The organism is Sphingomonas sp., from assembly GCF_025353885.1.
Classification (GTDB): Bacteria; Pseudomonadota; Alphaproteobacteria; order Sphingomonadales; family Sphingomonadaceae; genus Sphingomonas_O.
In genome coordinates this window covers 17,320-44,262 of the sequence record NZ_JANXNX010000042.1, presented here as the reverse complement: position 1 = coordinate 44,262, position 26,943 = coordinate 17,320, and the positions used below count along the sequence as shown (strand labels likewise).

Genomic DNA, 26,943 nt, shown 5'->3' with positions numbered 1-26,943 from the left:
AAACCGCGTCTTCAAATCCTACGACGATATTCTCGATCACTGCTGCTTCGCCTGGAACCGCCTCACCGACCAACCATGGCGAATCATGTCCCTCGGGCTCCCAACTTGGGCGCATCGGTTCTAATCAGAGAGTCTTGGTATTAGTTCGGCTTGATGGTCTTTGATCCATTCCTTGAGTTGATTCTCATGCGCCTTCGGTTCAGCCTCTTGCTGTGGGGTTTGTTGGAGTAAAGCGATAGCAAGTAAGGAAATAATCATATTGTTTCCCCTGAGCCTCCCTATCAGCGCTAAGCGCGACTGCGGCGGGAAGGGAGTAGACATTGATACGCTATAGATTCCCGCTTGCGAGGCGGTTAGCCGCTAGGGGTAAATGAGCGGTTATGGGCGACAGCGCTTTGTCGTAAGGACCCACTTACAGATGGTCAGTGTTCTCGGCCGCGTATAGAAAGCGGCAGTCTTTTCATTTATAACTTTGAGCGATTTCCGCTGTTGCGGGTGCAAGTAGAATTAACGAGTGCTTGACCGCGATCTCTGACTGCCAGACTTCTCGCAGCGTGACAGGTCAAGAATCAAGCATGCGGAACGATATCAGACGCGGCTATCTGCTGCTTTCGTTTGCGGCGGTCGCCGCCGCGACGCTGACTGCGTCGGCCTATTGGCCCGGCTTGATGACCTGGGACCCGGTACGCCAGTACGGCGAGGCGCTGAGCGGCGATATAGACGACTGGCACCCGCCGGCAATGCAGTGGGTTTGGCGCCAGCTAATTAGCATTCAGTCCGGCCCACCGTCCATGCTGCTGATGCAGCTGGCGCTATACTGGGGAGGTCTGTTGTTGCTTGCGAGTACCGCGTGGCAACGACGACGCAGCGCGCTGGCCTGGGCACTGCTCGCCTGCGGGCTTTGGCCGCTCGGCCTTGCGCTGACGGGTATGATCCTCAAGGATTCTCTGATGACGGGGACCTTGCTCGTCGCCAGCGGCTTACTCGCCTGTGGCGGAGGTGTCCCTTCGCGCGTTCTGGCAGGTGCGATGCTGATCGTTGCGGCAACGCTGCGCTTCAACGCTTTTACCGCCTGCCTGCCGCTGTCGATCGCGCTCCTGCCTCGCTGGTGGTGGAGCAGTTGGCCCCGGTTGCTTGGTACTAGCCTGATCGCCACTGCAGCGCTGTTGGCTGCGATGCCGGTCGCCAATAGATTAATCGGCGCCAAGCCCAGCGGCGTCGAACTGTCGCTCATCATCTTCGACCTGGGCGGCATCACCGAGCACGCCGGCGTCAGCGTCTTTCCCGAGGATCTGGACGTGGCCACTCCCGTCCGCGTCAACCATCGCTGTTATCAGCCGAACAAGTGGGACAGCTATTCGGACTGGGTCGATCCCGAATGCCCGCTTGGCTTCACCGCGTGGAACGACAGCGTCGATCCGCTGCAGGTCCGACCCTACCCGTTCTGGGCGCGCGCAGTGCTCGCGCATCCGGTCGCCTATGCCGAGCATCGGCTGCACCACTTCGCGATTAACACACGACTCCTGCCGCTCCCCGACGAGATCGAGCGCCCTGTGCCCAACCAGGCAGCACCGAACCCTTGGGGATTTCACGTTACACCCAACCCGTCGATGCATGCGTTGGACGCGCTCGCAATGGCTACGGCGCACACACCACTCGGCTGGCCGATCGTGTTCATGGGGCTCGCGCTTGGTGTGTATATTGCCAGTTGGGGCCTGCCGAACGCGAGGCTTATCTCGCCGATCGCGTTGTCCTCATTATTTTATGGCGGGGGCTATCTGGTGTTCAGCGTCGCGGCCGAGCTTCGCTATCACCTGTGGACCGAACTCGCTGCACTCATCGCGACCGCCCTGCTGCTCGATGACGTGAAGGGCATCAGTCGATCGCGACTGTTGTGCGCCTTCGTGCCGGCGGGCTTCCTCGCCATGGCCGGTGTGATCACAAGAGCGTTGGCCTAGTAGACCCATATATGGACGTTCACTCCGCTCTTGGCGATCGCCGATAGCGGATGCTCATTCAGGTTAGTCCGCGCCGCCGCAAAGCCCGTCGGTCGCAATTGCGTCGGCTAACCCGCCTGAACAAGTCAGCTAGCCCCTTTCTTGGCTTGACCGAGTGGCGTGCAGGGCCGACCTGTTTTGTATGACAGATCCAATGGCCACGACGCTGCTCCTGCTAGCGCGTCGCGCACCGGATGCGACGATCTGCCCGAGCGAAGTGGCACGCGCGATCGCGCCAGATTGGCGCGGCGCGATGCCCGCGGTCCACGCAGCGGTCGACGGGCTGGTCCACGACGGGCGGGTGCGGCTGAGCTGGAAGGGACGGACGCTGGCCACGCGATCGGGACCGTATAGGATCGGCCGTTCCGGCGACGATTGAGCTAGGCCCTTCTCCCACGCTCCTCGCCGCTGCGCTATCGCGCGACCATGGCCGACGGCGAGCACAGCAGCCGATACTGACTGCCCTAAATCGCCAAATTGAAAAATTGTAGGATCATCGATCCAGATCTTGCTTCATCGGTTTATGAAATAAGCCTATGAACATTTTTGATGAAGGGTGCTGGTCGTGGCGGAGGGCAGACAGAAATATGCGCGCATCGTGAACGAGTCCCATACGAGCCAGCCCGATATCATCGTCGGCCCACGCGAGCAGTTGTTCCATCTGCTGGCTGAAGCCGCGGAGATCGAACACACTTTAATGTGCAGCTACCTTTTTGCGGCGTTTAGCCTGCGGACGGATGACCCGTCGCTTGAGCTAGGCACGCAAGCACTCCTTGGTCGCTGGCGCCAGGCCATCATATCGGTTGCGATGGACGAGATGGTGCACCTCTTGCTTGTGGCCAATCTGACGATTGCCATTGGCGGCAGGCCATGGTTCGGGCGCCCGAATTTTCCCGTCGCACCGGGCTATTTCCCGTCAGGCGTCTCAGTACGGCTAACGCGCTTCTCGCCTGAAACGCTTGACCACTTAATCTTCCTTGAACGGCCGCAGGGAACGGAGTTGCCAGATGGCGAAGGGTTCGAGCACGGCGAAGCCTATGATCGCGAAGAAGCTTATCATGGCTTGATGCCCAGCGTGCAGGATTACCTGACGGTCGGACGCCTGTATGAAGCATTGCGGGTCAACCTCGTCGCTTCGGTGAAGCGCCTCGGCGAAGCCGAGCTTTTTGTCGGGCCGGTAGCGGGTCAGGTTGGGCCCGACGTCATCGACCTGGAGGGTGTCGCGACGATTGGTGACCTGGCCAGCGCGCTTGCTGCGATCGAAACCATAGTCGAACAGGGCGAAGGGTCGCCCGGCGACCGCGCAGATTCACATTATCAACGTTTTCTGGCGGTTCGGAGCGAATATCAGGTGCTGGTCGAACGCGATCCGACATTCGACCCTGCCTGGTCAGTCGCGGACAATCCAGTGATGCGTCGTCCGCCCGAACCGGATGGCAAGCTATTCGTCGATGAACCGGCGGCGGCACGTGTGCTCGATTTCGCGAACGCGGCCTATGGCTTGCTGTTGCGCTGCCTCGTCCAGAGTTTCGGACGAAGCGGCAGCGAGGCGGGAGCGTGGCAGGCGAAGTATCTCGATGCTGCCTTCGGCTTGATGCACGTAATGGGGTCGGCGGCGAGTGCACTGACGAAAATGCGCGCGTCTACCGGCAACGAGGATCTCACGGCCGGAATGACTTTTACAATGCTGCGTAGCGTCGAGCCGATGTTCGGAACTACCGAGCAACATCTGGTCAGCGAGCGGTTACGCGAGTTATTTGGTGGCGCACGCATGGCAGCGGCGGTTGTACCAGAACTGGCTTCGCTTCCGACCGCAGTCGATAAGATCGAGCGCGCCTTTTCAAAGCCCCTTTAGTCACAGGGGCCGACCTGCGGCAACAACGTGGCGGTTCATTGGTTCACCAGGGATGCAAGCTTGCTGGCAAGGTCGAGTGCGTTTCCCAACGCAGCGGAACCGGACGTGTTGTCAAACATGCACCATGTTTCGGCTCCATTCCGGGTTTCTTCCTCAATCAGGCGCGCGACGGCCTCGAGCGCTTCATTCGAATAAGGGGACCGATACGTTAGCGGCGAGCCGTGAAGCCGTCGGTAAGTGAGACCGCGCCAGCCGCCCGGCAATGCGGCGGCGGCATCGAGCGCCGGATCGGCTGCCACCCGCGCTACGCCCCAACGCCCAAGCAGAGCATCGGCCTCCGCGCCAAACCAGCCGATGTTGCGCGGCTCACAGGCGATGCTAGCACGGGTCATCGCGCGCAGGTCGGCGAAGAACGCCGCTGCAACTGAGGGACTGAATCCGAGTTTCGGCGGAAGTTGTACGAGGAGCACCGCAAGCTTTTCCCCGAGCGGCGCGAGATCACCCACGAACTGGTCTGTGAGCGCCGCGCAGTCGATCAGCTTTGCCTGATGCGTGATCGTCTTTGGCACCTTGATGCTGAAGCGAAAATGATCGGGGACGTTTGCCGCCCAGCGGGCCCATGTCGACGCCCGGTGCGGGCGATAGAATGAAGAATTAATCTCCACACCTCGGAGGACCTGGCCATAGCGCTGCAGCGCAGTACCGGTCGGGGGAAACGCATCCCGATCTTTCGCAGGGATGCTCCAGCCAGCCGTGCCGATGATAGCGGATTTCAATCTGGGTACTTTCGCTGAGGTGGATACAAGACTTCGGCAGACCAAGGTGGTTGGAGCCGCTCAATTTGGATGACACTCTCTCTGTTCAGCCGAGGATCATCTTTTTGTGTGTAAGCTGTAAAAAACTTCAGGAACGGGTGAAAAGATGCGGTTTACAATGATGGCGGCAGCCACCGTTCTGTCAATGTTTCCGGTAGTGGCAACCGCCGCGGTGCCAAAGGGTGTATGGACAAATCCGAAAAGGTCGGTTCGCGTCGCTTTTCTAAATTGCGGGCGCGCAATGTGCGGCAAGATAGTCTGGGCATCCCCTCAAGCTGAGTCCGACGCGCGTGCAAATGGGGGCGGCCCGCTGCTGGGGATTATGCTATTTCGCGATCTCATAGAAGAGGAACGCGGCCGTTGGAGCGGCAGTGTGTTTGTGCCAGATATTGGGCAGACAGTATCGGGCACGATCGAACAGATCGATGCCAACACATTGGTCGGCGAAGGTTGCTTGGCTGCCGGGTTCGCCTGCAAAAGCCAGACTTGGGTGCGGGTACGGTAATCTTTATGTTGGTCGTTTGCACACCGGCGTGCCGACTGCCGCAAGCTTCTATATCTCTAGAAAGCGAGCTCGAGCCTACGAATTGCGACAGGCGTTCGGCGGTGCCGGAGACCCAAAGCCGATCGTTCAGGACGCTCTTCGCCCTCCCCAACTTCAGCAATTCGTTCACGCGGCCTGACGGCCGCTTTTTGTCGGCCAGCCGTCTGGACGCGACGAAGTGGGTAGAAAAGGGGGCGCTTGGAGCGCCGAGGATTTAGCAGTTGTCCTTTACTGCAGCGCACGTGGTTGACAGATACTCGCTTTGATTTTCGTTGGTATCAATAGGCGGACTGGACAGGCGGCAAGGCAGTACACTAGTTGCTTATGGCCGAAACGCGCCCGCGCCCTTGGAAGGTAGCGGCCCGGTTCTGTTCACGGGGTTTCTTTATGCAGGGCTGCCGCGGCGGCGTCAGCCCTTTACGGGTCGAGTGTCCAGCATCTCGCCGCTGCCGAGCCGGCGAAGCGGCAGCGTCGGCACGCGTATCCGACTTAATCATCGCCTTGACCGTGCAACTGAGCTTCGAAACTGCTTTGCGACGCGGCAGAGCATTAAGCCCTAATTCACCGGTTTCGTAAATCTCGGGAGGTATGAACGGTAATGGGTAGGGCACCCCAGTTTCGTTCGACATATAAGCCGGGCTAAATCCTGCCGAAAAAACAGCCGTTTTGTAAATACATGGTATTTGGTGCAACGATCGTCGTAATCCGGGGGACGCCGGAACTGATGAAGGCATTTAACGAAAGAATGACGTGACCACAGACCTGCCTGTAGCGCACGAATGGCAACCAGAGCAGCTTCGTTTGGCGGTAACGGCAGCAGGCGTTGCCCTCTGGTCGTGGAATGTCGACACAGACCTGCTGACCATGGACGTGCGTGGTTACGAGTTATGGGGCATGCCCTGGAGCGACAGGGTTACGTTCGAGGAGTTGTCATCCCACATCCACCCGGCTGATCGCGACCGGGTTCGCGCCGCATTTGCCGCAACGCGCGCAATTCTAGGAGCTTACGAGACAGACTTCCGCATAATGATCGGTGAGGAAGTTCGCTGGATTGCGGCACGCGGGAAAGGTGATGACGCGGATATTGTTGCCCGCACGATGTTCGGGATTTTTCTTGATGTTACAGGTCGGAAACAGGCCGAGGAAGGAAACGAACTCCTGGCCGGGGAGATGAGCCACCGTGTCAAGAACCTCCTCGCTATTGCATCGGGCCTCACGACGATCACGTCGCGATCAGCGACGAGCATTGAGAACATGGCGCACGAGTTGACCGGGCGACTAACGGCGCTGGGCCGCGCGCATGATCTGGTTCGACCTCTCGCCGTCAGTCAAGGGGCTGCGGCATTGCTCGGTGATCTGCTTTCGATTCTACTTGCCCCCTATGATGATCTAGGCGCTTTCAAAGGCCGGATAAGGGTCGCGGTTGAGCGTACCGGCGTTGGAGAGGGGGCGGCCACAGGTATTGCGCTCATCATTCACGAGCTCGCCACGAACTCGATGAAGTACGGCGCGCTATCCGTGCCTACCGGCACGCTCGATGTTTCCAGCGTCACAGAAAGCGATGACATCATCCTCACCTGGCTGGAACGTGGGGGCCCCGCTGTCGAGACGCCCGAATTCCCTGCGGGATTTGGCAGCTTGCTGGTGAAACGGAGTGTCACCGGACAACTGGGTGGCTCGATCGATTACGATTGGTCGGAGGGTGGTCTGATTGTCACGCTCCGGATCAAACGAGCCCGTCTAGCATTATAAGCCGCTGAACACCTCGCGGCTTGCGAGGTTGCAAGTCAGCCGGTTAAATTGGGCACATGAGAGACAATTACGAACAGGGTCGCATCGCAGCGGAAATTGGTCAGGCAGGACAAAGTTCGGACCCGTTTGCGTCCGCCATGCGTGCGACCCGTATGCCGATGCTTATCACGGACCCCAACCAGACCGACAATCCGATCATCTTCGTCAATGACGCCTTCTGCAGCCTGACGGGGTATGCACGTGCCGAAATTCTCGGGCGCAATTGCCGGTTCCTACAAGGTCCAGAAACGAAACCGGAGAACATCGCCAAAATTCGTCAGGCGATCACGCAGCGCTCGCCGATCGAAATTGAAATTCTGAATTACACAAAAGACCGAGAACAATTCTGGAACAGGCTGTTTGTGTCACCGGTTTTCGATGACAACGGTGATTTGATATATTTTTTTGCTTCACAATTTGACAATACCGCTGCGCGGCTTGCCGAGCAAAATCTGCACGATCTCAACAACACGCTCGAAGAACGTATTGCCGCGTCGCTGAACGAACGCCTCGTGGCCGAGGATCAACGCCGCCAATCGCAAAAAATGGAGGCCGTCGGTCAGCTTACCGGCGGGGTCGCGCACGATTTCAACAATCTGCTCACCGTCATTCGGGGTTCGACCGAACTGTTGCGACTGCCCGATCTTTCGGATGAGAAGCGCCAGCGCTATATCGACGCCATTGCCGATACCGCCAATCGTGCGACCAAACTGACCAATCAGCTTCTCGCATTTTCGCGGCGGCAAGCGCTTCAACCCGAATTATTCGACGCTGTCGAAAGCCTGCGGGCAATTCGGGACATGGTCGGAACACTGACGGGGTCGCGGGTCAAGATAGCACTGGATTTGCGCGCCGAACCTTGTTTTGTTTACGCCGATCGCAGCCAGTTCGACACCGCGATCGTCAACATGGCGGTGAACGCCCGCGATGCCATGAAAGCACAGGGAAATCTTACCATAAAGGTCGATGTTGTCGCAGATATGCCCGTAATTCGGGCGCACTCCAGGGTTAAAGGACCATTTGTCACCGTTGCCCTGACCGACACGGGAGCGGGTATTCTGGCCGACAAGCTGGACCAGATTTTTGAACCTTTCTTCACTACCAAAGGCGTGGGTGAAGGCACGGGATTGGGGCTGAGTCAGGTTTTCGGGTTCGCCAAACAGTCGGGCGGGGACATCCAGGTGCAGAGTGTGCAAGGAGAAGGATCAACCTTCACAATGTATTTGCCACTTGTTCAGACGCCAGCCGATCCGCAAACCATTCCCTATATCGCAGAGAAGCCTGGTATCGGAGAGGGGTCATGCATCCTCGTGGTTGAGGACAACACGCAAGTGGGCGAATTCGCGACTGCTGCACTCACCGAGTTGGGCTATAAAACCACGCTGGCAAGTAACGCCGCTTCGGCACTCGCCAAGCTGGCCGAGGGCGTCGGTGAATATGATGCAGTGTTTTCCGATGTGGCGATGCCAGGCATGTCTGGCATCGAAATGGGGCAGCAGATCCAGCGGCTTTATCCGCATCTGCCGATCATTCTCACCAGCGGCTACAGCGATGTGCTAGCGCAAGGCGGAGCACATGGCTTTGAGCTCCTCCACAAGCCGTATTCGATCGAAGAACTGTCTCGAGTTTTGCAAAAGTTTGCTGACCGTCAATCGCTCGCGTAATATCATATTTCGTCACACCGAGATGATGCTGCCGTTGGGCGGCCCAATGGCAGACGTGGCGCAGGGCGAAATGGTATACGAAGCTGCACGGGCCGCTGCAGCGGACAAGCGTTTCGTCAAGAGTCATCACCTTCCCGTGTAAAATTCCACACGCTCTCGGATCCCGCGTGTGCGAGTGGCGGCGGTGCGCGACGCTGAGCTGCAAGGAGCACCGCCGCAATTCAATGCGCGTTGACGGCCGTCAGCGCCGCTTCGAACCGCCCTTCGGCTTCGGCGTTGCGCAGGAATTTCACGCGCTCGACCAGAACCTCAGTCGGAGTCGGCGATTGAGCAAAAAGCGCCATCACTTCATCGATATAGTCGTCCAGCGGCAGATAGCCTTCGCGGGTTGCCTGCCCGGGCGTGAGGTCGGTCTGGACTGCGGGCGGCGCAAGCTCGATGACCTCGACCTTGCCATCAAGCTGATGACGAAGCGAAACCGTATAAGAATGCAGCCCCGCCTTGGTCGCGCTATAGGTTGGCGTCGATATCAGCGGCACGAATGCCAGCCCTGAGGTGACGTTGACGATCACTGCATCGTCCGCGGCGACGAGCTGCGCGGTCAGTGCTGCGGTCAGCCGGATCGGGCCGAGCAGATTGGTGACCACCGTCGCTTCGGCATCGGCACCGTTGTGGGCCTGTGTTAAATCTTCGAACCGCATGATCCCGGCATTGTTGATGACCACGTTCAGCGCAGGGTGCCGCTCGGCCACTTCTTGCGCAAAGGTCTGGATCGCATCTGCGTCAGTTATGTCGAGCGTGTAGGCGACCATCGTGTCGCGCCCAGCAACTGCCTCGTCGAGTGATGCTTGCGTTCGCCCGGTCACGATGACGATGTTGCCCTGGTCGGAAAATCGGTGCGCCAGTGCCCGACCGATGCCGGTCCCGCCGCCGGTGATTAGGATCGTGTTTCCAGTCGATTTCATGTCGCGTCTCCTGATTGTGTGGTTGCTGAAGTCCATTTAAGACGACACTCGCGTCCAGAAAGAAGGCACCAGAAAGATTTATACTTACCCGAAAGAGAGTGAGCCTATGACGAAAGCCCCGCCATCCCCGGCGCACCCCGTTGAAGTCGATCCGCGGGTCGAGGCGCTAGTGACGCAGTTGATCGGCCGCGTCGCCGACAAATGGACGATGCTCGTGATCGAGGAACTCGCATACGGCGAAGAGCTGCGCTTTACCGAACTCGGACGACGGGTCGATGGCATTAGCCAGAAAATGTTGACGCAGACGCTGCGTCAAATGGAGCGCGACGGCTTGGTAGTGCGGACGATCCACCCGGTGATCCCGCCAAAAGTCGAATACCGGCTGACGCACCTTGGATTGAGCCTGGGCGAGGCATTCTGTGGCGTCTGGGTGTGGGCCGGAGAAAATCTGACCGAAATCGAAGCTGCGCGACACGCGTTCGATAGCCGAAAGACATAGGCGCGGGACGTGATCGTGTTTGTCACGAAAGCCGACGACTCTAACACGCTGCATTCTTGCAGACGTCTATTCGCCCTGAGGGCGGCTAAGAACCGGACTGAAAACTGTTTCGCGACGCCCACACAATTAGCCGACCGAACGCCTGGAAACAGCCCAGGTCATCAGCCCTGCCAACGCGTTGCGATAGTTTTGCGGATGACTGGTTCCTTGGCGGGCAGTCTAAAGTTGCGATAGCAACAGGGTGCGCCGTAGGAACCAAGGCTGACTGGCGTGCTGGCATAACTCATCCTGCATGGTGTTTTGCAGAAGACGTCGCCGTTCACGCAATCCCGCACTGGCGATGGAGATATTTTTGTACGCTAAAAGCTTCGGCTCACCGCCACCCGAAATGAACGCGGCCGAAGCGGGGTTCGCTGGTCACCGGCCGCAAAGCCGAACGGATTGCCGAATGAAAAACGATTGCCGCGAACATCGCCGAGATTATCGATGCCCAGCGATATTCGGGTGTCGTCGACGGCATAACTAACGGCCATCGAACTCATCAGATAGCGTCCTTGCGATAGCGCAAACGGTGTGCCGATCCCGAGTTTCGATGGGCCAACATAGCGCAGCGTGCCGCTAAAATCGATGGCGTCCCTTTGGGAGAGTTGCATCGAATATGCTGCGGAAAGTCGGACTCCCGTGGCCGCGACGTCGGGCAGATCGCGGTCCCGCGATGTGTCAAATGCTGGCACAGGGTCCGACAGCGCGCTTGAGTTTATGAAAAGGGCGCCGTCGACAATCAAATTTGCCAGCGGCGATATCCCTCCCTGCGCTTCAAGCCCCAGGACATAGCCATCACCAAGGTTCGTCGTATAGATCAGCCCGGCGCTGTCGATAAGGTCGGCCTGGATGTTGTTCCAATGCGCATACGACAGCGTGGCATTCAGCCATGCATGGGTCGTCTCCCTGCCACCGGCCCGCACTCCCAATTCGACAGCCCGCAACGTGTCGGCTTGAAACCTTTGTGAAGTGGTGCGGTTATCCAAAGGCGAGACGGCCAGACCGCCCGATCGTGCACCTTGCTGGAAACGCCCGAAAACCAGCAGCCTGTCACCCGCGTGCCAGCCGATTCCCAATGACGGCGAAAGGCGAATATCAACCCGCGAGGGTTCGGCGACGTCCCCCTGCGCTCGTAAGAGAAGCGACCCTTCGGACCGGGTTACCTCTGCGCGCGCCCCCCCCGAAAATTCGACCTTGCAATGCGGACAATAGGTGAGTTGGCCAAAGCTGGCCAACTGTTCGACCTGGTTTTCGACTCCGTTGGAAACCGTCGACGCGGATGGCCCGCCGATCGCGGTCGTGAACCGGTTCTTGTTGTAAAGCCCCGCCAGTCCCCCCACCCACGACAGAGTGTCCGTAGCGCCGGAAACGCGGGTTTCGTGTGCAATAAGAGTGATATCACTTTGTTCGTCATAGCGGGACGTGGGCGCTACCGGATTGTTCGGCGTGGCGTCAAAAACCGTCGCGATGTCATGCCTGACGATCGAAGTCGTCGATGTCAGCGAGATCGAACCGGCATGGTGCGTCAGGGTGATATAGCCCAACCGAAAGTCGTTATCGAACGGTTGCGCAATCCTTGTCACACGCGTCAGGTCGGGTGCTCCCGCGATGACATATTGCCCATCGGCGGACGCGATGTCCTGAACCACCAGCCCCCCATCCACAGTCCAGTCCGGAGAAGGCTGCCACCGCAATGCCAGCCGTCCTCCCTTCGTTTTCGTTTGATTAACGTTCGATCGGCCGCGAGATGGGTCGTCGATATAGCCGGACTCGATCGATCCATAGGTCACCACCCGCATCGCCAACCTGTCGATCATCAGCGGCACATTCACCATGGCGCCGCCGTCTCCCCCGCCGCCGCCTTTCGACGTGTAATCGATCGCGGTCGTGATCGACCCCTTGACGTTGGCCATATCGGGAGGATTGGGCACAAACCGGATGATCCCGCCGACCGTACCGGTTCCATAAAGCGTGCCCTGTGGGCCTTCCAGAACCTCGACGCGATCCATGTCGTACAGATTGAGATCGGGGTCGGGCGCGTTGAATGTCAGTCTTGCGTCGCCAAGATAATGACCCACGGTGGATTGCGACGCGCCATTGAAGCTGCTGTCGGCAATCCCGCGAATGAAGACCTTGTTACGTCCAGGGCCCAGTTCGGTCGATGAAAGCATGGGAAGCTGCGCGACAAGAGTGGCAGTTCCCTGCGCGGTGCTGGAAGATGGCGAAGCCGCGCTTAAACTGACAACTCTTACCGTTCCTGCATACCGCGCGAGCGGGGTCTGTTGCTTACTGGCGGTAACCACGATTTCGGGAGTTGGCCCCGCGTCCGCCGGACGCGACAACGGCGCTGGACGCAGGGCCGGCAGGGCGTCCGCAAACACTTTTGCGCTGTGGTCATCCAGCATCATGAAATTCGCGCCCGTCGATCGGAGCAGCAGACGCAGCGCCTCGACCGGCCTGTGACGACCCTTGACCCGGTTCGAAGGGCGACGCGCGAGCACCGGGTCGGTCATTCCGACGTTCCACCCGGCCTGCCTGCCAAACTCGACGAGGGCACGTCCCACATTGCCCGCCGGAATGTCGAATACCGGTCTGGTCTTCGCTGCCGCGGGCGTCACCGCCACGCCGATCACCGCCAGGGCAATACAGCAGTTGCGCATATTATTGCGCGGTAAGCTTCCAACCATTGCCATCTGGCCTCGCCTTTACACCCAGCAACTTGGCGAGGCGCGCGAAAAAGCGGGGACGATCCCGGTCGATCTGGATCGTGCCGCTGAATTGCCTTCCGGCGAGGGAGGCGTCGATTGTTACGGGGACACCAAGATAGCGGGCGACGTCCTGAGATACGAGACCCAGCGGCTGCAGATCATAGTCAAGCCGCCCCGTTTGCCATGATGCGATTGCATCGACATGCCTGTTACCGATCACAATCGGGTCGCTACCACCGGCGTCTGTCAAACTCTGTCCGCGTTGCAGGGGGACATCCGCTACGCCCGAGGTATAGCGGACCCTTCCTTGTTTCACCGTCACCGTCACGGATTTGCCGACGGTAACGACGTTGAATATGGTCCCGACATCGACAATCCGGCCTCCTCCAACGTTCACGATAAACGGTGCCTTGTCATCGTGTACCACCGTGAAAACAGCTTCGCCCGACTTCAACACGGCAAGGCGAGGATTACGACGATCCAGAGTGACCATGCTGCTCCCGTTCAGAGCAATCTTCGTGCCGTCCGCAAGTTTCACGGTCCGCTGCTGGCCCAGGCCCGTGGCAACCTCGAAAGGTTCAGGATAGGAACTTCCAAACCCTGAATAAAGCACCGCCATCGCAGCAGCAGCGGCTATGCCAAAGCCTGCGCCCGACCAGCGCCACCGAAAGGGCCTGCCGGTGTCATGGTCGTTCGCGGCGCCCAAAGGCGTGGGCAACGCATGATCGATGTCGCATTCTGCAGCAATTACCCGGTCATAGGCGAGGGCATGTCGACGATCCGCCTCTAGCCATGTCGTGAAATCGTCCCAGGTAGCGGCGTTAGCGTCGGCAAGTGAGAAATGCCACGCAATCGCCTGCGCCTCGATCGTTTCGGCATCCATCGGTTTTTCTTGCCTGCTCATGATCGGTCGCCGCCCTTTGTGCCAAGACGCCGCGGATCGTCGATATCCGCATCCAGCTGACGGCGCACGTCGAGGATCGCGCGATAGGCGCGCTGCAAATGCTTTTCGACCGCGCTGATCGTAATCCCCAGATTTGCAGCGATCGCCTTTTGTGAAACCCCCTCGACGCGATACTGACGCAGGATAAACGACGTCCGTTCGGGCAGCCGCGCCAGCGTCACTTCGACCGTTTTCAACCGTTCGCGCTGGATCAGGCGTTCTTCGACCGAAGCCGCGCCAAGCGACTGCCCGTCTTCCCCGAAGCGCGTTGCGGCCCATGCCGTTTCGCGGGTTTCCTGTCGTGCCGCGGCGCGCCTCCTGTCATTCAGCAGATTGTGGGCCATTCGATAAAGATAGGCTTTTGGCTCGCCGATCGGGCCGATCTGCGCAGTCCTGAGTTTCAAAAAGATATCCTGCAGAATATCCTCGCTCTCCGCTGGCGAAGCGCCGCGTGCCATCAGGAACCGCAGCAGCATTGCGCGGTCGCCCAATAGAACAGCCAGCAATCCATCCGCACTCATCTTCCAAACCGCCGATCAACGGGCAACGACGTCCTTTCGACCTCGCGTCATCACCAGCACGAGCATGGGCAACAAGGTTACAATCAATGGCGCCCCAACCGCCAGCCCGAAGATGATTGCGGTGGCGAGGGGCTTTTGCAGTCCCGAACCGCGACCGATTCCAAGCGCAAGCGGCAGCAGCGTGAGGATCGCGATCAGGGCGGACATAAGGATCGGGCGCAGCCGTGCCCGCCCTGCCGCAATCAGGCTTTCGGCACTGAGCGAGTGTTCGGTATCGAGTTCGGCCAGATAGAAAATGGCGAGTTCAGTGATCATGCCGACGACCATCGTGAGCCCCATCAGCGCCGAGATATCGAGTTCGGTGCCGGTCACCCACAGCCCGGCAAAGACGGCCATGACTGACACCAGCACCGTCCCGATGACCCCCAGAGTAAATGCCCATTTCTCGAACAACAGGGTCAACAGCAGCGCCGCCAGCAACAGCGCCGCGACAAACACTGTGGTCAAGTCGCGGAACGACTGGGTCTGCTGCTGGTAGAGCCCGCCATATTCGACGCGGATCGACGGGGGCAGTTTCAGCGCAGCCACCTTGGCCTGAACCGCACTTATGGCGCTGCCGAGATCGAGACCGTCAAGCCGCGCGGTCACCGGGATGAACGGCGACAGGTCTTCGCGGGTGATCTGTTTCTGGCCAGCGGAGATGGTGATTTTCGCGATGGAGCCGAGCGAGACGATCCGTCCGTCGGTCGCGCGCAAGGTCAACGACGAGAGCGCATCGGCCCGGCGGCGGAGATCCTGCGGCAGTCGCACGCGCACATCGATCACTTGTTCACCGGCCTGAACCTGCGTGGCGATGACGCCGTCGACCTGCGACCCGACCTGCGTTGCGACGGTGGCGGGCTCGAGGCCGGCGAGCGAAGCCGCCGCGCGGTCGACGGTGATGACCACGGCGTCGCCGGCGACGCGAAGACCATTGTTGACCTCTGCAATACCCTTGATCGAGCCGATGCCGTCGGCGACCTTTTGTGCGGCACCTGCCAGTTGCGTCTCGTCGTCACCGAACAGCTTGACCTCGATCGGTTGCGGGACTGCCGTCAGGTCGCCGATCAGGTCTTCCATCAATTGTGCGGTCTCGATCTGGAGGCCGGGGACCTGCGCCGCCACCTTGTCGCGGACTTCCGACATGACGTCTTCGATGTGACGACGACGACCATTGTGGAGGCGAATGAAGATATCCCCCTCGTCAGCTTCGGTCAGGCCACCCCCCAACTGGAAGCCCGTCCGTCGGGAATAGCTGGCCACCTCGGGCGTGGCGCGGATGATCTTTTCAACCTGGCGCAAGAGCCGGTCGGTGTCGGTCAACGCCGCACCCGACTTTGCCTTATAGTCGAGGATGAAGCCGCCTTCGTCCATCTTTGGCATGAAGCCCGACTGGACGTGACTCCAGGACAAGCCACCGACCGCGATCATCACCACCGCGACGACGCCGGCAAAGAGTGCGGGGCGTTTCAGGGCGCGGTCGATGCCGCGTTCGTAGCGGCGGGTGATGCCGCCCATGAAGCCCTCGGCCTTTTCAGCCGACTCGGCATCCTTGTGCGTCAGCCAGCGGTCGGCGATCAGGGGGAGGACGTACCGGGCATAAAGGAGCGAAATGCCAAGGGCGGCAACGATGGTGATCGCCAGCGCCTTGAAGAAGCCGCCGGTGACCCCGGTGATGAAGGCGAGGGGCAGGAAAACGATGATGGTGGCCATTGTCGAGCCAAACAGCGGCTTCGACATTTCGCGGGCGGCGGCGAGCATCGAAGTTGGTAGATTATCACGTTGATGCCCCTGGAGGCGGCGCATCAGATGCTCGAGCATGACGACCGCGTCATCGACGACAAGTCCAACAGCCGCCGCCATGCCGCCGAGAGTCATCATATTGAAACTCATGCCAGAAATGTACAGTATCAGACACGTCGCAGCGAGGACGGCGGGCAGCATCGAGGCGGTGATGACCATCAGCCGCCAACTGCGCAGGAACACGAACAGCACGATTCCCGCCAGCGCCGCCCCCAGCAAGATGGCGTCGCGGACGGCATTGGCGGCGCCCGTGACCAGTTCGGACTGGTCGTAAAAGACGCTGATCTTTACGTCTGCGGGAAGTGCCGCCGCCTTGATCCGTTCATCGACGGCCTTGACCAGCGCGACGGCGTCGGCGGTGGGCGTCTGGCGGACGTTGACCAGTACCGCGCGGGTGCCGTTCGAGGTGACCTTCGTCCAAGCGGGGGCTGGGGCGCGGCGGATGGTCGCCACCTGCCCGATCGTTACGACGCCGCCTGCGGCCCCCGATTTGACCGGAATCGCAGCAATATCGGATTCATTGGCAACGCGATTCTCGACCAATGCGAGGTAAAGCCGGTGGCGATCCTCGATCCGACCGACGGCAGCGACGCTGTTGGCGCTACCGAGCGCGGTTGCGACGTCGCTTGTCGTCAGGCCAAGGCTTTGCAGCTTTACCGGATCGACTTCGACTTCGAGTTCGGGCGCGGAGCCGCCGATGACATCGACCCCTGCCACACCCGGCACGGTGGACAGGATGGGCCGCAACTGGAGCTGGGCCACCTGCGCCAATTCGGTATCGGAACGTTTTGCCGAGGTCAGCGACAGGCCGACGACCGGAAAGATTGTCGGATCGGACCGGCGGACGGTAAATCGCGTGCCGGTGGGCAGGTCGGGAACGATCGCCGCCAGCGCGCCCTGCGTGGCGAGCGTGGCGGCGACCATGTCATCGCCCCAACCAAAGGTCAAAGACACCTCCGCCGACCCGCGACTGGTGACCGAGCGGATCTGGGTGACGCCAGGAATGGCGCGCGACGCAATTTCGGCTGGCCGGGTGACGAGCGTCGCCATCTGGGTCGCATCGCGGTCCCCGGCATCAATGGCGACGACAACGCGCGGATAGTCGATATGCGGGAACAGCGTCACGGGGAGCCGCGTCGCGGCGACCAGTCCGGCCAGCGTGACAAGGAAGACGCTCAGCCAGATCGACCGGCTGTGACGCTGGATCAGTTCCCTCACCGGGCAGCCGACCCGGCTTCGCGTATTTTCATGCCATCCTCGAGCGCGGTGCCCCCTTCGGTGACGACGCGCTCGCCCTCTTTCAAACCGGTCAGGATGGTAACGCTGTCGCCCGCAGTGTTGCCTGGCGCGACGTCGCGTCGTTTGGCGACGCCCCGGTCGATGACGAACACGAAACTCTTGCCACCATCGTCGAGCAGCGCGGCATAGGGGATCGTCACTCCCGACGTCTGGCCTCCGATGGCGATATGGCCGCGCAACGGCGTTCCGACGCCGAAGGTGACGGGCAGTCGTGCGAACACCGATGCCAGCCGCGTGGTTGCGTCGACCGCCGGATCGACGCCGACGACGGTTGCGGTGACGGTGGCGGCGGTCGTCGCTGCGCCACCGCTGAGACCGTCGATCCTGATGCTCTGGCCGGGGTGGATGCGCGCGGCGGTTGCCGGATCGACGCCGAAACGGGCGCGACGCTCTCCCGCTATGGCCACCGACGCAACCGCCGTGCCTGCCGCAATCTGGTCGCCGGGTCTGGCATTGAGCGCCTGGACCGTGCCCGCAGCAGGGGCGCGCAGGACGTTGCCACCGCTGCCGGTCGCCGCCTGGGTCGCAACGGCGGCACGAACAGCGGCGCGAGCGGTTTCGACATCGGCGTCACTGACCAGCCCGTCGGATCGCAAACGCAGGGCGCGGGACAGCGCGGCATTGGCCAGTGTGGCATCGCTCGACGCCTTGGCACGTTCCAATGCGGCGGTCGGACTTGGGCGCAGGGTGACAATCGGTTGCCCGGCACGGACGGCGGTGCCGGTCGGCGCGAGGATGGCAGTGAGGATCGCTTCACGCGCGGCAACGACCGACTGCTCGCCGCCAGGTCCCGCCTCTGTCACGCCATAGACGGCCAGGTCGCCAGCCGAGATCCCAAGCGATGCCCTAGCGGACTTGACCGTTGCCGTCGGCGCGACCTCGGCTGTCGGTGCTTCGGCCTCCCCGCACGCGGTCAGCGCGAACATGGGTAGCAAGAGTATCGGATAGAGTTTCATTGCGTCCATCCTTCACTGGGACCGCCTGACAAAAGCTCGAGCGCGATGGTCGCTTCGGCTGCCTGCTGGTCGAGTTGCAACACTGTCGTCCTGCGGTCGCGCAGCGATTGCGCCGATGTCTGTGCGACTGCGGGAGCAAGATCGCCGCGTCGAGCGGCCCGCGCCGTGCCGTCGGCGAGGCGTTCGATGGAGGGCAGGTCACGCAGCAACGCGGCCCGCTGGTCACGCAGGGTCGCAAGCGCCGCGACCGCCGCCGCAATTTCCGCGCGGGTCTGGAACAGGCGCGCGTCATATTCGGCGCGCAACTGCGCCCGGGTCGCCTGTGCCACGGCAATGCCGCCACGGTTGCGGTTCCACAGCGGCAACGCAAAGCCGATCTGGGGACCGAGCGTCCTGTTGTCGGCGGTGTCGCGCGCCGCCGCGATCGTCAGCGACAGGTTGGGAAACTGGTTCAGGATCGCCCGGTGCACATCGCCCTGTGCGGCATCATATCCTGCGCGCAACGCCTGTAGATCGAGGCGACGGTCGATGGCGTGCGCGACCAGGACCGGCGTCGCGGGCGGGGTCGGCGGCGGCGGCGCAACCGCCAGCCGCAGCGCGGTTTCGGGGGGCAGGCCCAGCAGCTTGTTCAGGTCACCGCGCGCGGTCGTCAGGTCGCGCGAGACCGTCCGCAGCTTGTCGCCCGCGTCGAGCGCGGCCAGCCGCCGGGCATCGACATCGGTCGCCGAAAGATCGCCCCGCCCCGCCGCGCGCTGTACAGCGCGTAACAGACGGTCAGCAGAAGCGGCAGTCAATCTGGCCATGCCAATCTGCGCTTCGAGCGCGACGATGCGCGCGCCCTGCAACCGCGCCTGCCCCGCCGTCTGCCATTCGGCCCAGGCAAGGTCGAGCCGCACTTGCCGGTTTGCTGCTGCGGCGTTTTCGCGTGTCAACCGCGCGGTGCGCAAGGCGTTGAGGTCGAACCCGAGCTGGCTGGACAGTCCGTTGAAGACGTCGGGCCCCGAAAGCAGCTTGTCGAACCCGAGTTGCACGGTCGGATCGGGCAGCAGACGCGCGGCAAATGCCTGAGCTTCGCCCACGCCCGATTTCGTGCGCAACGCCTTCAGATCCGGATTTTCGAGGACTGCGATCACGGCCAGCGCATTGGGGGTCAATGGCGACGCCAGGTCAATCGGCTGCGGCACCAGCCACGGACGGTCGATTTTCGCCGCATCGGCGGACAGGATTGCCCGATCGGGCGCGGACAGAACCGTTTCGGGCTGGCGCAGCGGCACCGATGAATAGGTCGCGCACCCCGACAGAATCGACAGCGCACACAGACCGGCAAGCGCGGGCCGGTGGTCCATCCGATGATCGCGGGGTGCCCTCATTGCCAGCGCATTAGGGTAAGCTGTCCGATCCGCAAACCTACGAGCGGGGTTGTCGTCCGGCATTGGGGTAAGCCAATGTCGTCGCACCCCGGCGGGCCGGACCCGGGCATCAAGGGTGCGCCGGTAACAGGAGCGACACGCACAGGCCCGGGCCATTATCCTCGATCAACAGATGCCCCCGATGCGCGTCGGCGATGGCCGACACCAGATTGAGCCCCAGCCCATGACCGGGCTTTGTCCGGCTGGTATCGAGCCGGGCAAAACGACGGACGATCAGCGCGTGGTCGTCCGCCGGGACGCCCGGACCATCGTCGGACACCGACAGGACGACCTGTTGCCCGGTTGTTCTTGCAGAGATGAGGATGCGGGTTCCGGGCAGCGTATGGCGCTGGGCATTGTCGAGCAGGTTGATCAGAGCCTGAGCGATCAGTTCGCGATCACCGAAAACAGTCACGCCGGGCTGGATCGCGCTGTTCAGCGCGCGACCGTGATCCGCCACCGCGGGGGCATAAGATTCATGCAGGTCGGTTGCCAGTTCGGTAAGGTCGACGGCCCTGAAGTTTCTGGCCAGCGCGCCCGATTCGACCTCTGCGATGCGCAGGATCGCGGCGAACAGCGACAAGAGTTCGTCACTTTGCTTCAGGGCGTTTTTCAGCGAACGGCGCAGGATGGCTGGCTCCTGATCTTCATCGAGCGCCCCCTCTATCTGGCCGCGCAGTCGGGCCAGTGGGGTTCGCAAATCATGCGCGACATCGCTCGACACCTGGCGCAGGTTTGCCAGCAGCCGGGCGATGCGGTCGAGCATCGCGTTCAGCGCCGAACCGAGCCGGTCGAACTCGTCATTGCGGTTGCTGACGGCAATGCGCTGGTCGAGATCACCCGCTATGATGGCCTGTGCGGTGTTGCTGATCGTGCCGAGGCGGCGGCGCAAATAGCTGCCGAGCAACAATGCGCCGACGATACCCATGATGACGACGATCAGGAATGCAGCAGTGAACAGTTCGAGGATGATCCGGTCGATCCGCTCCAGCGCCGCCAGATCGGCGGCGACCACGACGCGGTATCCACCCGGCAACTGGGTCACGAGCGCCCGTGCCGGGCGGTTCGTTCCGTCAGCACTCCTGACGATCAGATCACGGCGACCGGGTTCCGAGCGGGCAGTATCGAGCGCGCCGCCGGTGCGGACGCCCGCCGGGTCGAACAGCGCATAATGGTAACTGCTGTCGGCATCGCGTCCTTCTCGCTTGGTGATGGCCTCGCGCAGATCGGCGATGCCGCCTTCCCGATATTCGCGCATCAGCAGCGTGCTGCTCTCTGCGATGCCGACGTCCTGCTGATAGCGGAACTGGGCATCGGCCGCATAATAGACCGTAATGCCGAGCACGAGAATGGCGAGAGCAAAGGCGCAGGAATAGGTGAAGGCGATGCGGTAGGCGGCACTGGATGCGGCGCGGGCACTGGAGGCGGCGCTGGACTCAGGCATCGTTGCGCATTCGATAGCCGACGCCGCGCAGGGTTTCGATCGGATCGCAGGTGAAGCCGTCCTTTAGCTTGGACCGGAGGCGGCTGAGGTGGCTTTCGACGATGTTGGTTTGGGGGTCGAAATGGAAACCCCAGATGCGTTCCAGAAACATCGAACGCGTGACGACTTCGCCCGCGTGGCGCATGAGTTGTTCCAGCAATGCGAACTCGCGCGGTTGCAGATGGACTTCGCGGTGTTCCCGCCTGACCTCCCGTTTCAGCAGATCGAGGGTGATGGCGCCGACCTGGAGCCGGGTGGGCAGATCGGCGATCACCGGGCGGCGTTGCAGCGCGGTCAGGCGCGCCGCCAGTTCGACGGTGGCAAAGGGTTTGACCAGATAATCGTCGGCCCCCGCCTCCAGCCCGCCAACCCGGTCGGCGATACCCCCGAGCGCGGTCAGCATCAGGACCGGCGTATGAACGCCCGCCGCGCGCCACCGCTTGAGCACGTCCACGCCCGCGATACCGGGCAGCATCCGGTCGAGCACGATCACGTCGAAAGCTCCGGCAACTCCGGCGTGGAGCGCGTCGCCGCCCGTGCCCACCGCGGTCACGACATGGCCCAGCCGTTCCAGCGCGTGCGTGACCAGATCGGTCGTTTCAGCATCATCCTCGGCCAACAGCACGCGCATTATTTTCGAAGCCCTGATCGTTGCCTCAGCGATAGCGGAGACGGGCGGATGTAGTTATAAATTTTCCCAATGTCTTGCAAAGCCGCTGGCCTCCTGGCGGTCGTGCCGCCACTCTGAAGACCCATCTCCAAACGAATCGGGTCTTGTCCATGCTGCACGCCACCTTCAAAACCCTGTTCGTTTCCGCTGCGGCCCTCGCGCTGATCGGGGCCGGACCGGTGCCACCCTATGCTGTCTCCGGATCGATCGCCGGACCCGATGGCGGTTGGGATTATGCCAGCATCGATGGGGCCGCGCGGCAGCTTTACATCGCGCACGGCAATGTCGTGACCGCAGTCGATCTGGCGACCAGGAGGGTGCGGTCGTTCGGTGCAATCGCCAAGGCGCACGCCGTCGTACCGATCCCCGGCAAGGCGGAATTGCTCGTCACCAGCGCGCACGACAACAGCGTGCGATTGCTGGCGACCGGTGACGGTCATGAACTGGCCCGGTTCGCGGTCGGGTCCGATCCCGACGCCGCCTTCTACGACGCCGCCAGCGGCAGGGCCGTGGTCATGAATGCCAAGGACGGGACGGTTTCGCTAATCGATGTGGCGGCGCGCAAGGTTGTCAGGACGATCATGCTGAAGCCCGGTCTGGAATTCGGCGTTCTTGGGCGCAACAACATGCTGTATGTGAATAACGAGGATCTGAACGAGATCGAAAGCGCCGACCTGACGAGCGGCAAGGTCAGCGCGACCACCGCCCTGCCCGGCTGCACCGGACCGTCCGGACTGGGCTATGACGACCGGACCGGGCAGTTGATCAGCGCCTGCGCCAATGGCAAGGCCGCCGTCGTGGACGCGCGTTCGCACAAACTGGTGAAGTTGCTGGCGATCGGCAGCGGCCCCGATGCTGTCATCATGGACACCGTGCGACGAACCGCGATCATCCCGTGCGGCCGGGACGGAACGCTGAGCATCGTTGCGCTCGATGCTGTCGGTGGCGCCAAGGTCGTGGCTACGGCAAAGTCCGAAACCGGTGCGCGGACGGGGGCGATCGATCCTGCGGACGGGACGCTCTACCTGCCGACAGCACGCTTCTCCCCGCCAGCGACGCCGGGCGCGCGACCAGCGGCAATCGCGGGGTCATTTCACGTGGCAGTTGTGTCGCGGCGATGACCAACATTGTATCTTCCCAACCTTCACCCGAATGGCCAGCATAGTCTCCAACCCGTCATAAATGGGCAGCATCACGCGGCAATCGGAGGCATCATGAAGATGCCACGGATCGAAAACCGGGGTGTTTACCAAAATGAAAATCCGTGTTCTGGCGCTTGTCTCGACTGTGTTGTGCTCGCCGGCATTCGCCAGTGAAGCGCCGACTCCTGAAATCGTCGTAACCGCCCCGCGCGAGGAGGAACAGGCGCGCGCAAAGCAAAAACTGGCTCCGAATCTGATCAATGTGCAGTCGGCGGAGGCAATCGCCAAATATCCCGATTTCAACGCCGCTGAATCGCTGAGCCGCATTCCCGGCATTTCACTGTCCAGCGACACCGGCGAGGGCCGCTTTGTCAACATTCGCGGCATCGACGGCAATCTGAACGGCGCGACCTATGGCGGCGTCGTGTTGCTCAATACCAATCCCGGCGGCACGATCTTTGGCAGCGGACGCGCGGTCGAATTCGACACGATCCCGACCGGCGCCATCGACGGCATCATCGTCAGCAAGACCGGTATGCCCAATCACGACGCCGAGGGACTGGGCGGCTCGATCGAACTCACCCCGCGATCAGCGGCGCACGTCGAGCACCCGTTCGCCGAGGGCGCGATCGGCTATGGCTATGAACCGGCGCACAAGCATGGCGGCCCGTTGAACCTCGATCTTGCGGTGGGCGCGCGCTTCGGCGGCGACAACAAGCCGTTCTCGTTCGTGCTGACCGGATCGCGCCGCGACGACAAGCGCGGGTTCGACGATGTCGAGGCCGACTATATCAACGACGACACGTTGACTGCGACGTCGGGCAAGCCGTTCAGCGCGCAGCAGGTCAACAAGGCGTTCGCCGACATCCAGTTGCGCCGTTACGACTATCATCGTCGTCGGTTCGGCTATGGCGGCGAGTTCGCTTTCACGCCGAACGACGATCATCAGATTTATCTGCGCGCTTCGATCGCGGGTTACGTCGAATCAGTCCGCAAGAACCGGCTTACCTTCGACAATCTCGATGGGTCACCGCTGGCCGATCCCGCCAATCCGAACGGGTTTACCGCGCTGTCCGACCTGTCGATCAAGGGTACCGACGAAAAGGAAACGCATCGCAACCAGGTCTATGTCGTTGGCGGACACGACCGGTTCGGCGACTTCAACCTCGATTACCACGCCGCCTATTCGCGGGCGACATTCTTTGTGAATCAGAATTACTTGACGAATTTCGCAGGCCCCACCGGCGTTGCGGTTACCTATGACAATATCACCAATCCCGACTTTCCAAAGATCGCTATCACCGACGGCACCGACCCGAACAACGCTGCGCTGTACACGCAGAAAGCGGGCCCGGGCGGACTGAAAAACTTCACCGAACGCGCCGTGGACAAGGAATGGTCCTACGCCGCGAACGGCACGCTCGAAACGCACTTCGGATCGACCGAGGGCCGCATCCAGTTCGGTGGCGAGGTTCGCACGCGGACCAAGACCGACCTGCCCTTCGCCCAGAGTTTCGTTTCGCCCGCCGTCAACCTTGCCACGGTTTCGAGCCCGGCAATCACCAATTTCTATGACAATCATTACACCAATGGCCCGCAGATCGACGTCGGTGCGATTCGCAATCTGGCGAATTCATCGCCCACCAGTGGCCTGGTTCCCGACTACACCGGTTATTTCAGAGCGACCGAAGACATTTACGCAACGTACGGAATGTACACGTTGACCGCCGGGAAATTCGGCGCGCTGGCGGGTGTCCGGGTCGAATGGACCGATGCGCGATACACGGCCGACGCCGTTGGCAATGGCGACACAGCGGACATCCGAACACGCAAGCGCAATTACATCAACACCTTTCCGACCGTACAGTTGCGCTATGACATATCCCCGAAGTTGCTGGCCCGGGCCACATATTCGACGGGGATCGGTCGCCCCGGGTTCGCGCAGGTCGCCAAACCGGTCAACGTCGATACCGACAACAACATCATTACGCGTGGCAATCCGGACTTGCAGCCCACGACCGGCGACAATTACGATTTAGCGCTTGAGCTTTACCTGCCACATTCGGGCATCGTGTCGGTTGGCCTGTTCGACAAGGAGTTCAAGAATTACATCGTCGCACGCAGGCAACCAGCTGCGTCGGATCCGTTGCTGCCCAACCCGTCGAGCCCGATCACAATCAACTCCTATGAAAACGTTCCCAAGGCCCATGCGCGGGGAATCGAGGTCGCCTACACCCAGAAATTCTCGTTCCTGCCGGCGCCCTTCGATGGGTTCGGGTTCGACGGCAACGCAACCTATGTGGACAGCGAAGTCGAATTGCGAACGGGTGAAAGACGGCGGTTGCCCGCTTCATCGAAATACACCTGGAATGCCGCCGCCCTGTATGAGGCGCATGGTGTCGAGCTTCGCCTCGCCGCGCAATATGTCGGATTGAGCCTGTTCGGCATCGGCGACGAGGCGCGGTTCGATGTTTATCAAAGCCCGCGCACCACGCTGGATTTCACGTCGTCGCTCGACATCACGCGCAACGTCCGGGTTTATTTCAATGCAAAGAACCTGACGAATGCGCCATTGCGGCTTTACGAAGGAAGCCCTGACCGACCGATTCAGCGCGAGTTCTACGACCAGACTTATGAGGCGGGCGTGAAGTTCAAGTTCTGACCAGAGGGGTGCCTGCCATGTTCGACCGTCCAGTGAATCGCCGCACCGTCATCGGCGGGATGGCTGTCGTAGCGGCCGCGGCACCTTTTGCCCAAGCGGCCACGGCGGCATCACCCAGCTTTCTGGTCGTCGGCGACTGGGGCCGCGACGGCGCGCAGCATCAGCGCGATGTCGCCATGGCAATGGGCAAGGCCGCCCATGAATTAAAAGCACGCTTCGTCCTGTCGGTCGGCGATAATTTCTACGAAAACGGCGTGCAGTCAGCGAACGATCGGCAATGGCAGACATCGTTCGAGGATATCTACACCGATCCGGCGTTGCAGGTTCCATGGCACGTTGCGCTCGGCAATCATGACTATCGCGGCAACCCGCAGGCGCAACTCGACTATGCAAAGCGCAGTCGGCGCTGGAAAATGCCGAGCCGCTATCACGTCCTGCGCGGGGCCGACATCGGTATGCCCGATACCGATCTGTTCGTGATCGACAGCTCGCCGCTGGTCCATTCCTACCGCACGAAAGTCGACAGCCAGATCGCCCGGAACGTTGCGTCGCAGGACAGTGAGGCGCAGGTCGCCTGGCTGGACCGCGCACTGTCGGCGTCCAGGGCGTCGCGGAAATTAGTCGTCGGCCACCACACGATACGTTCTGGCGGGAGCGGTCATGGCGACACGCCGGAAATGGTCGCGGTGATCAAGCCGCTGCTGGAACGGCACGGCGTCCAGGCGTATATCAACGGCCACGACCATGACTTGCAGCATATCGTCGACAACGGTGTCGCGTATCTGGGCTGTGGTGCCGGGTCGGAGGTTCGTCCGGTCAAGCCGGTTGCAGGCACGAAGTTTTGTGTCGCACGGTCCGGGTTTGCGGCCATTACGCTGGACAAAGGCGGCATGGGCGTCGAGTTTCGTGATTACGCCGGGGCGAGCTTGTATCGAACGGTAATCGCCCGGGCTTGATATACTGTCTGCGAACCGTGGCCCGAAGCGTGTCTGGCCGGTCCAACGCGCGCTGCCTTTCCCATCAGGGGCCAGGACCTGTTAGATCGCTTGCGGAAGCCGCGGTGCTCAATAACCACGCCTGACGCGCAGACACGCGTCAGTCACTCAGCGACCATTTTTACGCAGGCGTCAGCCGTT

The 26,943-nt window shown here is 61.3% G+C and carries 20 protein-coding genes and 1 pseudogene; 11 read left to right on the top strand and 10 right to left on the bottom strand.

Annotated features, from left to right (window positions below; genetic code table 11):
• From Q0R02_RS04675 to Q0R02_RS04660, 4 genes and pseudogenes are all read left to right on the top strand, one after another.
• Positions 1 to 124 (top strand): annotated as a pseudogene (locus tag Q0R02_RS04675) (IS630 family transposase); the annotation flags it as partial.
• A gap of 451 nt (positions 125 to 575) precedes the next feature.
• A complete protein-coding gene (locus tag Q0R02_RS04670; RefSeq protein WP_293881249.1) occupies positions 576 to 1,958 on the top strand; it encodes a hypothetical protein in 1,383 nt (460 codons plus the stop codon).
• Positions 1,959 to 2,151: 193 nt separating this feature from the next.
• Positions 2,152 to 2,376: a DUF3253 domain-containing protein gene (locus Q0R02_RS04665; RefSeq protein ID WP_293881248.1), complete on the top strand. Its 225-nt coding sequence runs from the start codon at positions 2,152 to 2,154 to the stop codon at positions 2,374 to 2,376.
• 219 nt (positions 2,377 to 2,595) lie between these two features.
• The gene (locus tag Q0R02_RS04660) at positions 2,596 to 3,852 is read left to right on the top strand and encodes a ferritin-like protein (protein WP_293881247.1); all 1,257 of its coding nucleotides are present in this window, start codon (positions 2,596 to 2,598) and stop codon (positions 3,850 to 3,852) included.
• Positions 3,853 to 3,887: 35 nt separating this feature from the next.
• On the opposite strand, the gene Q0R02_RS04655 is transcribed toward Q0R02_RS04660, so the two are convergent.
• Positions 3,888 to 4,628, bottom strand: a complete 741-nt coding sequence (locus tag Q0R02_RS04655; RefSeq protein WP_293881246.1) for a DUF72 domain-containing protein — start codon at positions 4,626 to 4,628, stop codon at positions 3,888 to 3,890.
• A 157-nt stretch (positions 4,629 to 4,785) separates the two neighbouring features.
• Here Q0R02_RS04655 and Q0R02_RS04650 point away from each other — a divergent pair, with 157 nt between their 5' ends.
• The 3 genes from Q0R02_RS04650 to Q0R02_RS04640 all read left to right on the top strand — a co-directional run bounded on the left by Q0R02_RS04650 (position 4,786) and on the right by Q0R02_RS04640 (position 8,666).
• Complete coding sequence (locus Q0R02_RS04650; RefSeq protein WP_293881245.1) at positions 4,786 to 5,172, top strand: DUF2147 domain-containing protein; 387 nt, start codon at positions 4,786 to 4,788, stop codon at positions 5,170 to 5,172.
• 789 nt (positions 5,173 to 5,961) lie between these two features.
• Entirely contained in the window at positions 5,962 to 6,963 is a 1,002-nt protein-coding gene (locus Q0R02_RS04645; protein WP_293881244.1) for an HWE histidine kinase domain-containing protein, read from the top strand.
• 137 nt (positions 6,964 to 7,100) lie between these two features.
• Positions 7,101 to 8,666: a PAS domain-containing protein gene (locus Q0R02_RS04640; protein ID WP_293881243.1), complete on the top strand. Its 1,566-nt coding sequence runs from the start codon at positions 7,101 to 7,103 to the stop codon at positions 8,664 to 8,666.
• Between the two features lie 221 nt (positions 8,667 to 8,887).
• On the opposite strand, the gene Q0R02_RS04635 is transcribed toward Q0R02_RS04640, so the two are convergent.
• The gene (locus Q0R02_RS04635; RefSeq protein ID WP_293881242.1) at positions 8,888 to 9,631 is read right to left on the bottom strand and encodes an SDR family oxidoreductase; all 744 of its coding nucleotides are present in this window, start codon (positions 9,629 to 9,631) and stop codon (positions 8,888 to 8,890) included.
• A gap of 106 nt (positions 9,632 to 9,737) precedes the next feature.
• Between Q0R02_RS04635 and Q0R02_RS04630 the strand changes: the two genes are divergently transcribed.
• Positions 9,738 to 10,130 (top strand): helix-turn-helix domain-containing protein, encoded by a 393-nt coding sequence (locus tag Q0R02_RS04630; protein WP_293881241.1) that lies wholly within the window; start codon positions 9,738 to 9,740, stop codon positions 10,128 to 10,130.
• A 359-nt stretch (positions 10,131 to 10,489) separates the two neighbouring features.
• Here the strand turns inward: Q0R02_RS04630 and Q0R02_RS04625 are convergent, their stop codons facing one another.
• From Q0R02_RS04625 to Q0R02_RS04590, 8 genes are all read right to left on the bottom strand, one after another.
• On the bottom strand, positions 10,490 to 12,865 hold the full coding sequence (locus tag Q0R02_RS04625; protein ID WP_293881240.1) for a TonB-dependent receptor: 2,376 nt from the start codon (positions 12,863 to 12,865) through the stop codon (positions 10,490 to 10,492).
• Complete coding sequence (locus Q0R02_RS04620) at positions 12,834 to 13,784, bottom strand: FecR domain-containing protein (RefSeq protein WP_293881239.1); 951 nt, start codon at positions 13,782 to 13,784, stop codon at positions 12,834 to 12,836. The genes Q0R02_RS04625 and Q0R02_RS04620 overlap by 32 nt, the downstream gene beginning before the upstream one ends.
• Entirely contained in the window at positions 13,781 to 14,344 is a 564-nt protein-coding gene (locus tag Q0R02_RS04615; protein WP_293881238.1) for a sigma-70 family RNA polymerase sigma factor, read from the bottom strand. The genes Q0R02_RS04620 and Q0R02_RS04615 overlap by 4 nt, the downstream gene beginning before the upstream one ends.
• A 15-nt stretch (positions 14,345 to 14,359) precedes the next feature.
• Positions 14,360 to 17,404: an efflux RND transporter permease subunit gene (locus Q0R02_RS04610; RefSeq protein ID WP_293881237.1), complete on the bottom strand. Its 3,045-nt coding sequence runs from the start codon at positions 17,402 to 17,404 to the stop codon at positions 14,360 to 14,362.
• Complete coding sequence (locus tag Q0R02_RS04605; protein ID WP_293881236.1) at positions 17,401 to 18,441, bottom strand: efflux RND transporter periplasmic adaptor subunit; 1,041 nt, start codon at positions 18,439 to 18,441, stop codon at positions 17,401 to 17,403. The genes Q0R02_RS04610 and Q0R02_RS04605 overlap by 4 nt, the downstream gene beginning before the upstream one ends.
• Positions 18,438 to 19,811 carry a TolC family protein gene (locus tag Q0R02_RS04600; protein WP_293881235.1) on the bottom strand — a complete coding sequence of 458 codons (1,374 nt, stop codon included), beginning with the start codon at positions 19,809 to 19,811 and terminating at the stop codon, positions 18,438 to 18,440. The genes Q0R02_RS04605 and Q0R02_RS04600 overlap by 4 nt, the downstream gene beginning before the upstream one ends.
• 109 nt (positions 19,812 to 19,920) lie before the next feature.
• Entirely contained in the window at positions 19,921 to 21,294 is a 1,374-nt protein-coding gene (locus tag Q0R02_RS04595; protein WP_293881234.1) for a HAMP domain-containing sensor histidine kinase, read from the bottom strand.
• Positions 21,287 to 21,964, bottom strand: a complete 678-nt coding sequence (locus Q0R02_RS04590; protein ID WP_293881233.1) for a response regulator transcription factor — start codon at positions 21,962 to 21,964, stop codon at positions 21,287 to 21,289. The genes Q0R02_RS04595 and Q0R02_RS04590 overlap by 8 nt, the downstream gene beginning before the upstream one ends.
• 149 nt (positions 21,965 to 22,113) lie before the next feature.
• Between Q0R02_RS04590 and Q0R02_RS04585 the strand changes: the two genes are divergently transcribed.
• The 3 genes from Q0R02_RS04585 to Q0R02_RS04575 all read left to right on the top strand — a co-directional run bounded on the left by Q0R02_RS04585 (position 22,114) and on the right by Q0R02_RS04575 (position 26,763).
• Positions 22,114 to 23,124 (top strand): gluconolactonase, encoded by a 1,011-nt coding sequence (locus Q0R02_RS04585; protein WP_293881232.1) that lies wholly within the window; start codon positions 22,114 to 22,116, stop codon positions 23,122 to 23,124.
• A gap of 133 nt (positions 23,125 to 23,257) precedes the next feature.
• On the top strand, positions 23,258 to 25,807 hold the full coding sequence (locus Q0R02_RS04580) for a TonB-dependent receptor (protein WP_293881231.1): 2,550 nt from the start codon (positions 23,258 to 23,260) through the stop codon (positions 25,805 to 25,807).
• Between the two features lie 17 nt (positions 25,808 to 25,824).
• Positions 25,825 to 26,763: a tartrate-resistant acid phosphatase type 5 family protein gene (locus Q0R02_RS04575; protein WP_293881230.1), complete on the top strand. Its 939-nt coding sequence runs from the start codon at positions 25,825 to 25,827 to the stop codon at positions 26,761 to 26,763.
• The last annotated feature ends 180 nt before the right edge of the window (positions 26,764 to 26,943 follow it).